At 71.0% G+C, this 14,263-nt stretch carries 11 protein-coding genes; 3 read left to right on the forward strand and 8 right to left on the reverse strand.

What is annotated here, in order from left to right; genetic code table 11:
- Positions 1-3: 3 nt before the first annotated feature.
- The 4 genes from VFR64_08360 to VFR64_08375 are packed head-to-tail and all read right to left on the reverse strand — an operon-like array spanning position 4 to position 3,855.
- Positions 4-825: a carbohydrate ABC transporter permease gene (locus tag VFR64_08360; GenBank protein ID HET9489750.1), complete on the reverse strand. Its 822-nt coding sequence runs from the start codon at positions 823-825 to the stop codon at positions 4-6.
- The gene (locus tag VFR64_08365) at positions 822-1,694 is read right to left on the reverse strand and encodes a sugar ABC transporter permease (GenBank protein ID HET9489751.1); all 873 of its coding nucleotides are present in this window, start codon (positions 1,692-1,694) and stop codon (positions 822-824) included. Before VFR64_08365 ends, VFR64_08360 begins: the two co-directional genes overlap by 4 nt.
- Complete coding sequence (locus VFR64_08370) at positions 1,691-2,968, reverse strand: ABC transporter substrate-binding protein (protein HET9489752.1); 1,278 nt, start codon at positions 2,966-2,968, stop codon at positions 1,691-1,693. The genes VFR64_08365 and VFR64_08370 overlap by 4 nt, the downstream gene beginning before the upstream one ends.
- An 11-nt stretch (positions 2,969-2,979) precedes the next feature.
- Entirely contained in the window at positions 2,980-3,855 is an 876-nt protein-coding gene (locus VFR64_08375; protein HET9489753.1) for a class I SAM-dependent methyltransferase, read from the reverse strand.
- 88 nt (positions 3,856-3,943) lie between these two features.
- Here VFR64_08375 and VFR64_08380 point away from each other — a divergent pair, with 88 nt between their 5' ends.
- Positions 3,944-6,349 (forward strand): xanthine dehydrogenase family protein molybdopterin-binding subunit, encoded by a 2,406-nt coding sequence (locus VFR64_08380; protein ID HET9489754.1) that lies wholly within the window; start codon positions 3,944-3,946, stop codon positions 6,347-6,349.
- Here VFR64_08380 and VFR64_08385 read toward each other — a convergent pair.
- The 4 genes from VFR64_08385 to VFR64_08400 are packed head-to-tail and all read right to left on the reverse strand — an operon-like array spanning position 6,288 to position 10,248.
- Positions 6,288-7,226, reverse strand: coding sequence for an ABC transporter permease (locus tag VFR64_08385; protein ID HET9489755.1), 939 nt, complete (start codon positions 7,224-7,226; stop codon positions 6,288-6,290). The genes VFR64_08380 and VFR64_08385 overlap by 62 nt on opposite strands.
- A 4-nt stretch (positions 7,227-7,230) precedes the next feature.
- The gene (locus VFR64_08390) at positions 7,231-8,148 is read right to left on the reverse strand and encodes an ABC transporter permease (GenBank protein HET9489756.1); all 918 of its coding nucleotides are present in this window, start codon (positions 8,146-8,148) and stop codon (positions 7,231-7,233) included.
- 1 nt (position 8,149) lies between these two features.
- Complete coding sequence (locus VFR64_08395; GenBank protein ID HET9489757.1) at positions 8,150-9,673, reverse strand: ABC transporter substrate-binding protein; 1,524 nt, start codon at positions 9,671-9,673, stop codon at positions 8,150-8,152.
- A gap of 41 nt (positions 9,674-9,714) precedes the next feature.
- Positions 9,715-10,248 (reverse strand): cupin domain-containing protein, encoded by a 534-nt coding sequence (locus VFR64_08400; GenBank protein HET9489758.1) that lies wholly within the window; start codon positions 10,246-10,248, stop codon positions 9,715-9,717.
- A 146-nt stretch (positions 10,249-10,394) separates the two neighbouring features.
- Here VFR64_08400 and VFR64_08405 point away from each other — a divergent pair, with 146 nt between their 5' ends.
- Positions 10,395-12,752, forward strand: coding sequence for a xanthine dehydrogenase family protein molybdopterin-binding subunit (locus tag VFR64_08405; protein ID HET9489759.1), 2,358 nt, complete (start codon positions 10,395-10,397; stop codon positions 12,750-12,752).
- Positions 12,749-14,179 (forward strand): amidase family protein, encoded by a 1,431-nt coding sequence (locus tag VFR64_08410; GenBank protein HET9489760.1) that lies wholly within the window; start codon positions 12,749-12,751, stop codon positions 14,177-14,179. The genes VFR64_08405 and VFR64_08410 overlap by 4 nt, the downstream gene beginning before the upstream one ends.
- The last annotated feature ends 84 nt before the right edge of the window (positions 14,180-14,263 follow it).

The raw sequence follows: 14,263 nt of genomic DNA on the forward strand, positions 1-14,263 counted from the left end.
AACTCACTCGCGGACTGCGCCCGCCAGCAGCCCGCGCACGAGGTGCCGCTGCAGGACGAGCACGATGAGGATGGGGGGAAGACTGGCCAGCATCGAGGCGGCCGCGATGTCTCCCCACGGGACCTCGTACACGCCGGGGAAGAGGGCGAGGGCCACGGGCACGGTACGGCTCGCTTCGGTCGCGGTGAACGTGTAGGCGAACAGGAACTCGTTCCAGCTGAACAGGAACGTGAGGAGCGCCGTGGAGGCCAGGCCAGGGGCCAGGAGCGGCAGCACGATCCGGCCGAGCGTCTGCGTCGTGCTCGCCCCGTCCACGGCCGCGGACTCCTCGAGGGCGTGCGGGATCTCCCGGATGAAGCCGGCCAGCAGCCAGATGGTCAACGGCAGCGCGAATGACGTATGGGCCAGGACGAGCGCCATCCAGGTGTCGCGCAGCCCCAGCGAGCGGAGGATCAGGTAGAGGGGGCTGACCGTGGCGATCTGAGGAAAGGCCGTGCTCCCCACGATCGCCAGGAGCAGGAGGTTCTTGCCCGGCACGGCCAGGCGGGCGATGCCATAGGCGGCGGGCACGCCGAGCGCCAGCGCCAGCAGCGTGGTGAGGCTGGCGATGCCGAAGCTGTTGGCCAGCGCCCGGGGAATGAGGCTCTGCTCGAGCACGACTCGATAGTGATCGAGCGTCAGCCGCGTGGGTAAGAGCGGCGGCAGGCGGAGCAGCTCGGCTTCCGGCTTGAACGAGGTCAGGAGCTGCCAGAAGAACGGCACCGCGTAGGCGGCCAGGCCGAGCAGGACGAGCGCGTCGGGCAGGGCGTGGACCAGCCGCTTCACGTCACCACGCCCTCGCGGCGGAGGAGCCTCAGATACGCCCAGGCCACCGTCATGACCAGGGCGAAGACAATCATGCCGATGGCCGAGCCGAAACCGAGCTGGAGCATCTGAAACAGGCTGCGATACGCGTAGACGGTGAGCGTCTCGGTGGCGTTGGCCGGGCCGCCCCCGGTCAGCACGTACATGATGTCGAAGGCCCGCACGGCGTCGAGCGTCCGGAAGAGCACGGCGATCATCACGATCTGGCGCAGGAGCGGAAGCGTGACGTGCCGGAGCGTTCCCAGGCGCCCAGCCCCGTCCATCTGCGCCGCCTCGTAGACCTCGGCGGGGATCGAGAGCAATCGCGCGTAGGCCAGGATCGCCACGAAGGGCATGGTGCGCCAGACGTCGGAGAGGATCACGGCCGGCAGCGCGAGCCGCGGATCGCCCAGCCAGTTGAGCGCCCAGCCGCCCAGCACGACGTTCACGAGGCCGGCCGACGGGTGGTAGAGCCACTCGAAGAGCTTGGCGGTGACCACGGCCGGCATCGCCCAGGCCAGCAGGAGCAGGGACAGGCCGAGCCGGCGCCCGCGCGGCCGGGCCTGCAGCGCCAGCGCGACCAGCAGGCCCAGGCCCAGCTCGAGGAGCACGGAGGCGACCGTGAACAGTCCGGTGGTCCTCACCGCGCTCCAGAAGCGCGGGTCCTGCGCCAGGAACGCATAGTGGCCGAGGCCGGCGAACTCGGCGATCCCGAACACCGGGACGCGATGCTGGAGCGAGAGCCAGAGCACGTAGAGGCTGGGGTATCCCGTGAGCAGCAGGAGGACGGCGAGCGCGGGCGCCACCAGCAGCAGGCCCCGGCGTCGGCGCGCGCGCTGGCCCGCAGTCACAGCAAGGCGCCGAGGAAGTGCTCGAGCCGCTGACGCCCTTCGCGGATCGCCCGCTGCGCAGGCTTGAGGCCGACCAGGACCGCCGAGAACTCCGGCTGCAGCGTGGTGGACAGCACCAGGTAATACGGCGTGACGGGTCGGGGGCGGCCGGCCAGCATGAGCCCGTGGATCTGCGGCAGCCGCGGGTGGTCGCGCGTGAGCTCCGGATCGTGATAGACGGCCTGGCGACTGGGGTAGAGCGCGGCTCCGGAGACCATCGCTCGCTGGGCGCGCTCGCTCGTCAGGAAGCGGACGAGCGCCAGCGCCGCCTCGGGGTGGGCGGTGTGCCGGGAGATTCCCAGGTGTGAGCCCCCGGTGGAGCCGTAGCCGGCGTCGCCCTCGGGGTGCCGCGGCAGCGCGGCGATGCCCACCTTGCCCCGCACCGGGGAGTCCGGCGCTTCGAACAGATTCAGCGCGTAGGGCCAGTTGCGCAGGAAGATGGCGTGGCCTTCACCGAAGGCGCGACGGCTGAGCTCCTCGTCGGCCGCGGTCATCCAGGCCGGGCTGATCCGCGTCTCGATGAGGCTGCGCAGGAACGCGAGCGCCTCCGCCGCCTCCTCGGGTTGCGGGAACAGGTGTCCGTCCTCGCCCAGGAGCCGGGCGCCGTTGGCCCAGAACGCCTCCAGGACGTTCACCACCATGCCTTCGTACTGCTTGCCCTGCCACAGGTAGCCCTCGAGCTTCGGATCGCCCTCGGCGGCCCGGATGTGCCGCACCTGGCGGACCAGCTCGTCCCACGTCTTCGGGGGCTCGAACCCGTATCGGCCCAGGAGGTCCGTCCGGAAATACAGCATCCCCACGTTCATGTTCCAGGGCAGGGCCCACACCCGGCCGTCGTACGTCGCCGCCGCCACGGCGGACGGAAAGTGCGGGTCGGTCTCGCCCGGGGCCAGCCGCGGCGTGAGATCGAGGAGCCACCCGGCCCGGGCGAACTCCGGGACCCAGATGACGTCGAGCATCATCACGTCGAACCCCGGGCTGCCCCCTTCCAGGTTGATGGCGTAGAACTGGTGCTGATCGTCGGACGTCCAGGGCAGCGACTCGCTCTTGACCCGGAGCCCCGGATGCTCGGCTTCGAATTGACGGAGCAGTGTCGGAATCGGATCGCTGGGCCCGAGGATGCGCGAGTGCTTGAACACCAGCGTGGTGACCCCCGGCGCCGACGACTCCCCAACGCACCCTCCGAGGGCCAGCCCCGCCGCCAGGAGGAGGAGGAGGACGGCCCTGGAGGCCACAAGGAAAGGGCTCAGCCGCGGGCTCTGTGCACCCATTGCCTGAGTGCGCGCTGCCAGTCGGCCGGCAGGCGGAACGAGCCGCGGAAGCCCGCCCGCCGGGGCCTTTGCTCCGGTCGCCAGCCGCCGACGCGAGCCGTGGCCTTCAGCGCCAACGACCGCTCGACGGCAGCGTGTAGCTGCCACTTGTCCAAATCTCCGGTTCCGGGGTCGTCACGGGCGGCGCGCAACGCGGACCAGAAGGGCGCCTCAACCACCGTGTGGGGATCGAGCGCGCAACGCCGTTGCAGGATGTCCGCGGGCACCTGCTGCGGGTCATCGACGACGTAGTCGTGAAGGATCTCGTCATACTTCTCGGCGAGCACCCTGTTGCCGGAATCGGCGCCGAGAACGACCAGGGTTCCGGTGGGCTGGGTGTCGACGATGATCGTCACCAGGTCGGCTCGATACCGCTGCAGTACAGGCAGGATCTTGTAGACGTCGCCGGCCCAGTCACGGGTGTGACGGTCGCGGGCTGCCTCGTCGACCCCGCGTGGCAACACGTCGTCGAACACGATCACGCTCGTCCAGTCCGTGTAGCGCTCGACGTTGATGAAGTCCCGGAGAGCGAACTCGAAGCGATGCATGCCATCGATGAAGGCCAGGTCGACGGGAGCGCCGCCAAAATGCTCGAACGGGTCGTCCCGAAGGAAGAACGCGTCGCTCGTCGCCTTGACGAGTTGCAGGTCGCAGCTGATCTCCGAGACCACCTTGAACGCGGGGTCGACGGCGACCGTCGGTACGCGCGAGAGGGCCAGGCTCCGGCCGTATTCGACACCGATCTCGAAGTACGTCCGAGGCTGGTAGACCTCGTGCAACTTGCGAAGGAGATCATGACGCAGCAATGGCATACTCCTACGAGTCTGCGTTGGGTCGGCGGTAGAGTAGGCGCGGCGGTCTCCGAGATCAAGCGCCCCGACCCCCCAGCAAGGAGCGTGGATGGGCTACGTCGGCCAGAGCCTCAAGCGGCGCGAGGATGAGCGGCTGGTGCGGGGCCGCGGCTTCTTCGTGGCCGACGTCCAGCGTCCCGGTTCCCTGCACCTGGCCGTCGTCCGCAGCCCGCACGCCCACGCGCGCATTCGCGCCATCGACACCGCCGCCGCGCGCCGGCAGCCGGGCGTCGTCGGCGTCGTGATATTCGCCGACCTGCCCGAGCTGGCCCGCCCGATCCCGATGCGCATGTCCGATCGCGGCCGCATGCACCGGTACCTGCAGCACCCGCTGGCCAGCGACACGGTCCGCTACGTGGGGGAGCCGGTGGTGGCCGTCGTGGCCGAGAGCCGCTACCTGGCCGAGGACGCGCTCGACGAGATCAGGATCGATTACGACCCGCTGCCCGCCGTGGTCGACGCGCGGGCGGCCAGCCAGCCCGGCGCGCCGCTGCTCTTCGAGGCCGAGGCGACGAACGTCGTGGCCACCTACACGATCGCTTGCGGCGACGTCGAGCGAGCCTTCCAGCACGCCGACGTCGTCGTCCGCGAGAGCCTGGCCGTCCAGCGGCACACGGCGGTCCCCATGGAGACCCGCGGGGCCATCGCCGAATACGACCCCGGCCGGCGGGTGCTCAGCATGTGGGGCATGACCAAGGTGCCGCACTGGAATCGCGGCGTCATCGCCGAGCACGTGGGGCTGCCCGAGCACTGCGTGCATCTCCTCCAGATGGACGTGGGCGGGGCCTTCGGCGTGCGGGGCGAGCTCTATCCCGAGGACTTCCTGGTCGCCCTCCTGGCCCTCAGGACGGGCCGGCCCGTCCGCTGGATCGAGGATCGGCGCGAGCACCTCATGGCCGCCAACCATTCCCGCGAGCAGCAGCACGAGATCGCCGTGGCCCTCCGTCGTGACGGCACGATCCTCGGCATCCACGACCGGTTCTGGAACAACATGGGCGCCTACGTGCGCACCCACGGCGCCACCGCCCCCAACAACACGGCGGGCTATCTCCCCGGACCGTACCGCATCGCGAACTACCGGGCCGAGGTGACGTGCGTGGTGACCGACAAGACGCCGGCCGGCACCTACCGGGCGCCGGGCCGGTTCGAGGCGAGCTTCGTGCGCGAACGGGTGGTCGACATGGCCGCCCGCGCGCTCGGGCTGGACCCGGCCGAGATCCGCCGCCGCAATTTCGTCCCGGCCACCGCCATGCCCTACGAGGTCGGTACGACCACGCTGGGACGCAAGATCGTCTACGACAGCGGCGACTTCCCCCGGCTCTTCGCGTGGGCGCTGGAGCGCGCCGGGTACGCGACGCTGCGCGAGGAGCAGGCCCGCGCCCGGCTGGCCGGACGGCACGTCGGCATCGGCCTCGCCTACGTCGTGGAGAAGTCCGGCCTCGGCCCCTGGGAGACGGCCCGGGTCCTGATCGACGGCTCCGGCCGCGTGGTCGTGCACACCGGCGTACCCTCTGTGGGTCAGGGCGTGGAGACGATCTTCGCCCAGGTGTGCGCCGACGTCCTCGGCGTGCGCTACGAAGACGTCACCGTGCGGTGGGGCGACACCGACGCGCTGCCCGACGGCTTCGGCGCGTTCGCCAGCCGGGGCACCGTCATGGGGGCCAACGCCGTGGTCCAGGCGGCCGAGCGCGTGCGCGACAAGGTACTGGCCGTGGCGGCCCGCGAGCTGGAGGCGCATCCCGACGACCTGGAGCTGCGCGACGCCGCCGTGCGGGTGCGGGGCGTGGCCGACCGCGCCCTCACGCTGCGCGACGTGGCCCGCGCGGCGATGCCGACGCCGGCGCTGGCCGCCGGTCTGGAGCCCGGTTTGGAAGCGCTCGAGTACTACCAGCAGGAGAAGATGACGTACGGCCACGGCCTGCACCTGGCCGTCGTCGAGGTCGACGCCGAGACCGGCGTGCCGACGATCCTGCGCTACGTCGTCGCTTACGACGTGGGCCGGTCGATCAACCCGATGCTGGTGGAAGCGCAGATCGTCGGCGGCCTCGCCCAGGGTCTGGGCGCCGCGCTGCACGAGGAGCTCGCGTACGACGCGGCCGGCCAGCTCCTCACGGGGACGCTCATGGAGTACCACATCCCGGCCGCCGCCGACCTGCCACCGCTCGAGGTGTGGATCCGCGAGGAAGACCGCTCGCCGGTGAACCCGCTGGGCGTGAAGGGCGCGGGCGAAGACGGGATCGTCGCCGCGGGCGCCGCCGTCGCCAACGCGGTGGCCGACGCGCTGGCGCCCATGGGCATCGAGATCACCGCGCTGCCGCTCCGTCCGGCCCGGGTGCGAGAGCTGATCCGGGCCGCCGCTCCGAACCCCGACGCGGTCCTCGAGCCCGCGCGCGCTACGTCTGCTGCCGGAGCTGCGGGTCCAGCAGATCGCGCAGCCCGTCCCCCAGGAAATTGATGCCGAGCACCGTCACCATGATGGCCAGCCCCGGAAAGATCGAGATCCAGCCCGCCACGGTCAGGTAGTCGCGCCCCTCGGCGAGCATCCGGCCCCAGGTCGGCGTCGGAGGTGGCACGCCCAGGCCCAGGAACGACAGCGCCGACTCCATCAAGATGACGCGCGCCACTTCCAGCGTCCAGATGACCAGCACGGGCGCCAGCACGTTGGGCAAGATGTGGCGGGCGACGATCCGGGCGTCGTGCGCCCCCAGGGCCCGGACGGCCTGGACGAATTCCCGCTCGCGCAGCGTGAGCGTCAGGCCGCGCACGACCCGCGCGTAGATCATCCAGGTGGTGATGGTCATGACGATGACCAGGTTTTTGAGATTCGCGCCCAGCAGCGCCACCACGGCCAGGGCCAGCAGGATCAGCGGGAAGGCGAGGTTCAAGTCCACGATACGCATGATCACCGCGCCCAGCCGCCCGCCGTGGTAGCCGGCCACCAGTCCCGCCGCCACGCCGACGCCAGCCCCGAGCAGCGCCGCCATCACGCTGATCGTCAGTGAGATCTGGGCCCCGTAGATCAGGCGGGAGTAGACGTCGCGCCCGAGATGATCGGTGCCCAGCGGATGCTCCAGGGAGCCCTCGGCCAGCCAGAAGGGCGGCTTGAGCACGATCGCCAGATCCTGCGCGACGGGATCGGTGGTCGCCAGCATCGGCGCGGCCACGGCGGCCAGGACGACCAGGCCGACGATCAGGGCGCCGAGGCTCGCCAGGGGGCTGCGGCGGGCCAGCCGCAGGCCCCGGGCGGTCAGGGAAGGGGCGGACGGCGCGCCGGCGCGCCCGGTCCACCCGCGCACGATGCCTCCCACGCTGACCCCGCGCGGCGACGCCATCCCGCTAGCCCAACCGGATCCGCGGATCGAGCCAGACGTACAGCAGGTCCACGATCAGGTTGATCAGCACCACGCCGGTGGCCAGGACGAACACCGAGGCCTGGACGACCGGATAGTCCCGGTTCAGGATCGCCTGGATCGTGAACAGTCCGACGCCCGGCCAGGTGAACACGGTCTCGATGACGACCGCCCCGCCCAGGATGTAGCCGAACTGCAGCCCCACCACCGTGACCAGCGGGATCAGGGCGTTCGGCAGCGCGTGCCGGGTCAGCACCATGATCTCGCGCAGGCCCTTGCTGCGGCCGGTGCGGACGTAATCCTCGGCGAGCACCTCGATCATCGTGGTGCGGACGAGGCGGGTCAGCAGAGCCATGAGATTGATGGCGATGGCGACGGCCGGCATCACGACGTGGGCCGGCCCCCCGCGCCCCGAGGTGGGCAGCAGGCCCCAGGAGACGGCGAAGAGCAGGATCATCATGATCGCCAGCCAGAAATTGGGCACGGACTGCCCGAGGAGCGCGACTCCCATGGCCAGCATGTCGATCGGGCCGCCCCGGTGGGTGGCCGCCAGCACACCCAGCGGCACGGCCAGAACGATGGCCAGCAGCATGGCCGTCACGGTGAGCTGCAGGGTGGCCGGCAGCCGCGCCGCGATGAGGGGCAGCGACGCTTCCCCGTGCCGCAGTGAGACGCCGAAGTCGCCGTGGGCGGCGCGGCTCAGGAACCGCCAGTACTGAACCGGCAGCGGGTCGTCGAAGCCCCACGCGGCCCGGAATCTGGCGATCTGCTCCGCCGTGGCCCCCTGGGGCAGCATGATCTCGGCGGGATCCCCGGTCAGGAACGTCAGGCAGAAGGAGACGACCGACACCCCGAGGACGACGAGGACGGCGGTGGCGAGGCGGGCGGCGATGTAGCCGCGCACCTCACCCCTTCAGCCCCAGCGGGTAGAGCCACTGGGTCTCGTCCGGCCGGGGCGAGTAGTCGATCCGGGTGCTCATCCCGAACACGGCGTCGGCCTGGAAGAGGAAGATGAACGGCGCCTCGTCCTTGATCAGCTTCTGGACTTCGCTGTACAGCGGGGCCCGTTTCTGGGGATCGTCGGTGGCCTCGATGCGCGTCAGCATCTGGTCGAGTCTGGCGTTCTTGTAGTGCATGCCCAGGCCGCCCTGGGTCAGCCAGCGGATCACCCACGAGGGCTCCAGGTAGGCGTTGCCGATGCTGTAGATGAACAGCGGGGCGGTGCGGTTCTGCACGCGACGCGGCCCGAAGGCGGAGAACTCGAACACGTTCTGCTTGATCTTCAGCCCGACCTTCTCCAGATAGCCGACGATGGCCTCGGCCGGCTTGGAGTGATCGGCGATGCTGCCGGTGAAGCTGTCGAACTCGGTCTCGAAGCCGTTCGGGAAGCCGGCTTCGGCCAGCAGGGCCCGGGCTTTCTTCGGGTCGTACGGGTAGGGCTGGACGCCGGGGTCGTAGCCCAGCGCGCCCTTGTCGACCACCGTGGCCAGGCGCGTGCCGTAGCCGAAGTAGAGCGATTTCAGGATGGCGTTGACGTCCACCGCGTAGTTGAGAGCCTGGCGGACCTTGACGTTGTCGAACGGCGGCTTGCGCACGTCGATGGTGACGTGAAAGATCCGCGGCGCGGGGATCGTCTTGATCACCAGCTTCTCGTTGCGTTTGAGGTCGGCGATCCGGACGTGAGGCACCGGGGCGATCATGTCGACCTCGCCGGCCTGCAGTGCGGCGATCCGGGCAGCGTCCTCCAGGATGGGCCGGACGACGATCCGCTTCACCTTGGGCGCGCCCCGCCAGTATTGCTCGTTGGCCTCCAGCACCATCCGCTCGTTCTTCGTCCAGGCCACGAGCTTGAACGGTCCAGTGCCGTTCGGCTTGGTGGCGATGGTCTGCTTGCCCGCCGCCTTGGTGTGCTTGGGCGAGAGCATCAGGCCGAACAGCTCGCCCAGGCGCACCGGCAGGAGGAAGTCGGGCGACTTGGTGATCACGTTCACCGTGTAGGGATCCACGATCTCCGTGCGGGTGATCGTGCTCAGCTCCGAGATGATGGTGGCCTTGGTCTCGGGGTCGATGGCCCGGTCCAGGGTGAACTTGACCGAGTCGGCGTTGAAGTCGTCGCCGTTGTGGAACTTGACGCCCTTGCGGAGCGTGAACTGCCAGGTGGTGGGGTTGAGCCGCTTCCAGGACGTGGCCAGCGCCGGCACCAGGTTGCCCTTGGCGTCGCGCGCGGTCAGCCCGTCGTAGACGTTGACGATGAAGATCTGGGTGTTGCGGCCGACGGTCAGATGGGGGTCGAAGGTGTTGGGCTCGGCGGCCAGGCCGATGGTGACCTCGCCGCTGGGCGCGGCCGCGGCGGGGGCCGGCAGACCGGCGACCAGCCCGACCGCGGCGATGAGCATGCCGAGCAGATGCCGGGCGGCGCGTCGAGTCATCGTGTGGCCGTGTGGAGTCTCGCTGATCATGGCCGCTCCCTTCAGGTCGCCCTGGCGACCTCGATGATCTTCCCCTTGTCGTCGAGATCGAAGCCCTTCTCGCGCACCGCCCTCATCACCTTGCTGGCCCAGGCCACGCGGCCGGGATCGTCGCCGCCCACCAGGGACAGCATGTAGGCCTCTCCGGCGCTGTCGTTGCGGAAGCCACGCATGATGCCGGTGGGGACGGAGACCACATCCCACTGGGTCAGGGTCAGCTCGTTCTCGCCCTCGTCGCCCCACTGCACGGCCCACGTCCCCGTGAGCGGCATGAAGACCTCGACGGTCGTATGGTTGTGCAGGCCGGTCCCCTTCCCGGGCCCGGCCTTGATGATGGACATGTGAAAGCCGTCCACGGCGGTGATGGGCACCGTCATGGAGGCGTCCTCGGTGACGCCCCGGCCGATGATGTTGAAGATCTCGCGCTGGAACTGGGGCAAGACGGCATCGACGAGCGGGCGTGAGCTCGGCGTCAACTCCGCGAACCTCGCCACCCGCTGGAGCATTTCTTCTCTGGTCACCGCCTTCGACGTCATCGTCCTCTCCTTCCTGGTGTCGGACACCGGCGCGAACGCCGCCGGCGGGGCGAAGTCTAGCACACGGCCCCGCGCCCTCACCACGGCGCCACCCGCGCATCGACGCGCGTTGAGGTGGCGCCGTCCGCTCGGTACAATCGCGCGACGTGAGCGACGGGCGACGAGGCTACGTCGGCGCGGCGTTGAGCCCGCGCGAGACGCGCAAGCTGGTCCTCGGGCGGGGCTGCTACGTCGGCGACCTGACGCTGCCGGGCCTCCTCCACGCGGGGTTCGTGCGCAGCCCCCACGCCCACGCGCGCCTGGGCCAGGTCGACGTCGACGCCGCCCGTCGGTCGCCTGGCATCGTGACGGTCCTGACCGGCCACGATCTGGCCCGCGCGACCCGACCGCTCAGGATCGCGCCGCCGATCGAAGGGCTGCTGCCGATGGAGATGCCCACCCTGCCGACCGACAAAGTGCGCTTCGTCGGCGATCTCGTCGCCTGCGTGATCGGCGAGGATCGGCACCAGGTCGAGGACGCCTGCGCACGCGTCGAGGTCGAGTACCGGCCGCTGCCCTCTGTCGTGGATCACGCGCACGCCCAGGATCCCGGCCGGCCCCTGGTCGACGAGGCGATCCCGGCGAATCGCGCGTACCACGGCGTCTTCGCCCAGGGCGACGTCGCGGCCGCGCTCGGCGCAGCGGACCGGGTGGTCGGGGTACGGTTCCATCAGGCCCGGCAGACCCACGCGCCGCTCGAGCCCCGCGGGTGCCTGGCCAGCTGGCTGCCCGGCGAGGAGACGCTCACCTTCTGGCACTCGACCCAGATCCCGCATCCGATTCGCTCGGCGCTGGCCGGGCGGCTCGGAATTCCGGAGAGCGCCGTCCGGGTCATCACGCCCGACGTCGGTGGCGGCTTCGGGCAGAAGATCCCGCTCTACCGGGAGGAGCTGATCACGGCCGCGTCCTCGCGGCTGCTGGGCCGCCCGGTGCGCTGGATCGAGACCCGCCGGGAGAACCTGCTCGCCTCGCTCCACGCCCGGGAGGACGTGGTCGACGTGCGGGCCGCCGTGAAAGCGGACGGCACGCTGCTCGGCCTCGACGTCCAGATCCTCACCGACTTCGGCGCCTACGCCTACTTCCCGGCCAATTACATGGCGCGCGTCGTGGGCATGATGATTCCGGGCGCGTACCGGCTGCGCGACTACCGGTACGCGATCACCGCCGTCCTGACCAACAAGTGCCCGGCCGGCCCGTACCGCGCGCCGATGCTGATCTGCAGCTGGGTCACCGAGGGCACGATCGAGGCCGTGGCCCGCGCCCTGGGGCTGGACCCGATCGAGGTTCGTCGCCGCAACATGCTCGGCGAGTCCGACCTGCCGTACACGACGGCGGCCGGGCTGGTCTACCGCTCGGTGTACCCGCGCGACACCCTGGAACGCGCGCTGACGGCGTTCCCCTACGCGCGGGCGCGCCGGGAGCAGGCCGAGGCGCGCGCGGCCGGCCGGATCGTGGGGATCGGCGTGGCCACCTACGTCGAGCCCAACACGTACGGCTCGGAGTTCTACAAGACGGCCGGCATCCCCGGCTCGGGCCACGATGCGGCGATCGTCCGCGTCGAGCCGAGCGGCGCCGTCTCGGCCCAGATCGGCGTCGTCAGCCAGGGCCAGGGCCACCTGACCACGGTGGCCCAGGCCCTGGCCGACGAGCTTGCCGTGCCGATCGAGCTGGTGCGCGTCCACGCCGGCGACACCGCGGCGGCGCCGTACGGCATGGGCACGCGCGGCAGCCGGGGTGGGGTGGTGAGCGCGGGGGCGGCGGTGGGAGCCGCTCGCATCGTGAAGGACAAGCTGATGCGGCTCGCCGCCCACCTGCTGGAAGCCCCGCTCGAAGACCTGGAGTCGTCGGATGGCCGCGTCCACGTGCGCGGGGCCCCCGCCTCGAGCGTGACCATCGCGCAGCTCGCCCAGAAGGCGTACCTGGCCCCGACCGAGCTGCCGCCGGGAATGGAGCCGGGGCTGGAGGCGACGTGCGCGTTCGAGCCCCCGGCCCTGACCTTCTCGAGCGGCACCCACATCTGCCAGATCGAGATCGACCCCGAGACCGGCCGGGTGACGATCCCGCGCTACGCCATCGTCGAGGAGTGCGGGCGGATGCTGAACCCGCGCGTGGTCGAGGGACAGCTCCACGGCGCGACCGCACAGGGGCTCGCCGGTGCCCTCTTCGAGGAGGTGGTCTACGGGGCCGACGGCCAGAACCTCAGCGCCACGTTCATGGACTACGCGGTCCCCACGGCCTCGGCGCTGCCGTCGTTCGAGGTCGAGCACCTCGAACGGCCGGATCCGGGCACGCCGTTCGGCATGAAGGGCATGGCCGAGGGCGGCGTGATGGGCGCGTCGGCGGCGGCCTCGAACGCCGTCGCCGATGCCCTGGCTCCCTTCGGCGTCGGTGCCGGCCGTCAGCCCTTCACGGCACGGCAGATCGCGGAGGCTCTGGCCTCCGCCCGCGGGTCGACCGGACCATGACGAGCACCGACCTCTGCTTCACGCCCGCCGCCGCCCTGGCCGACATGATCCGGCGCCGCGCGCTCTCGCCCGTCGAGATCACCCGGGCCGTGCTCGAGCGGATCGAGCGTCTGAACGGTGTCCTGGGCGCCTACGTGTTGGTCCACGCCGAGCGCGCGCTGGATCAGGCCCGGCGGGCCGAACGGGCGGTGATGGCCGGTGAGCGGCTCGGCCCCCTGCACGGCGTCCCCGTGTCGATCAAGGACAACCTGTGGACGGCGGGGGAACGCACCACGTTCGGCTCGCGCCTCATGGCGCAGTTCGTCGCGCCGGAAGACGCCCCCAGCGTGGCCGGCCTGCGCGCGGCCGGAGCGATCTTCGTCGGCCGGACCAATCTGCCGGAGTTCGCCTGGCGCGGCTCCACCGACAATCCGCTGTTCGGCGAGTCGCGCAATCCCTGGGATCTCACCCGCACACCCGGCGGGTCGACCGGCGGCGGAGCGGCGGCGGTGGCGGCCGGCCTGGGACCGCTGGCGCTCGGCTCCGACGGCGCCGGCTCCATCCGCATTCCGGCCAGCTTCTGCGGGCTCGTGGGCCTGAAGCCGACCTTCGGGCGGGTGCCGATGTTCCCGGCCGCCGGCCCCCACGAGCTGGTCGCCCACGTCTGTCCGCTCGCCCGCACCGTGCGCGACGTGGCGCTCATGATGAACGCGATCGCCCGCTACGATCGGCGCGATCCGTTCGCGCTTCCCGACGACGGCGTCGACTACCTGGCCGCCGCTGACGCCCCGCTGGTCGCGGCCGCGGGGCGTTCGTCCATCCGGGTCGCCTGGTCGCCGGATCTCGGCTTCGCCCCGGTCGAGCCCGAGACGCGCGAGATCGCCGGCGCCGCGGCGCGCGCCTTCGCCGACGTCGGCCTGAAGCTGGAGGAGGCCAGTCCGGACCTCGGCGATCCCGGCTCGATCTTACAGACGCTCTACGGCGGCGGCCAGGCGGGCGCTCACGCCGCCCGCCCGCCCGAGCAAAAGGCGCAGATGGACCCCGCGCTGGTGGCGTACGCAGAGGCCTCGGCGGGCCTGACCGTGGTGGACCTGGTCAAGGCGCTGGTCGCCCGCCAGGCGATGGTCGACACGCTGCGGCGGTTCTTCGAGGGGTACGACCTGCTCCTCACGCCCACGCTCTGCCTGCCCGCCTTCCCGCTCGGCCTCGTCGGGCCCCGCCAGGTGGCGGGTCGCGACGTGACGCACCTCGGCTGGACGCTCTGCTACCCGTTCAACTACAGCGGCCAGCCGGCCATCTCCGTCCCGGCCGGCTGGACGGCGAGCGGCCTGCCCGTCGGTCTGCAGATCGTCGGCCGGCGGCTGGAGGATGCCCTCGTGCTGCGTGCGGCGGCCAGGCTCGAGGCCCTCCGCCCGTGGGCGGCCCGCCGCCCGCCTCCGTCACGCTAGGTCACTCGCCGCCCCCGCGTCTTGACAGCCCCGTTGCTGGCGCATAGAGTCGCCGCATCCGCTCGGTACCCAGCAGGTCGCTCA

The sequence above is a fragment of the Candidatus Methylomirabilota bacterium genome (assembly GCA_035709005.1).
In the GTDB taxonomy this organism is placed as follows: domain Bacteria; phylum Methylomirabilota; class Methylomirabilia; order Rokubacteriales; family CSP1-6; genus 40CM-4-69-5.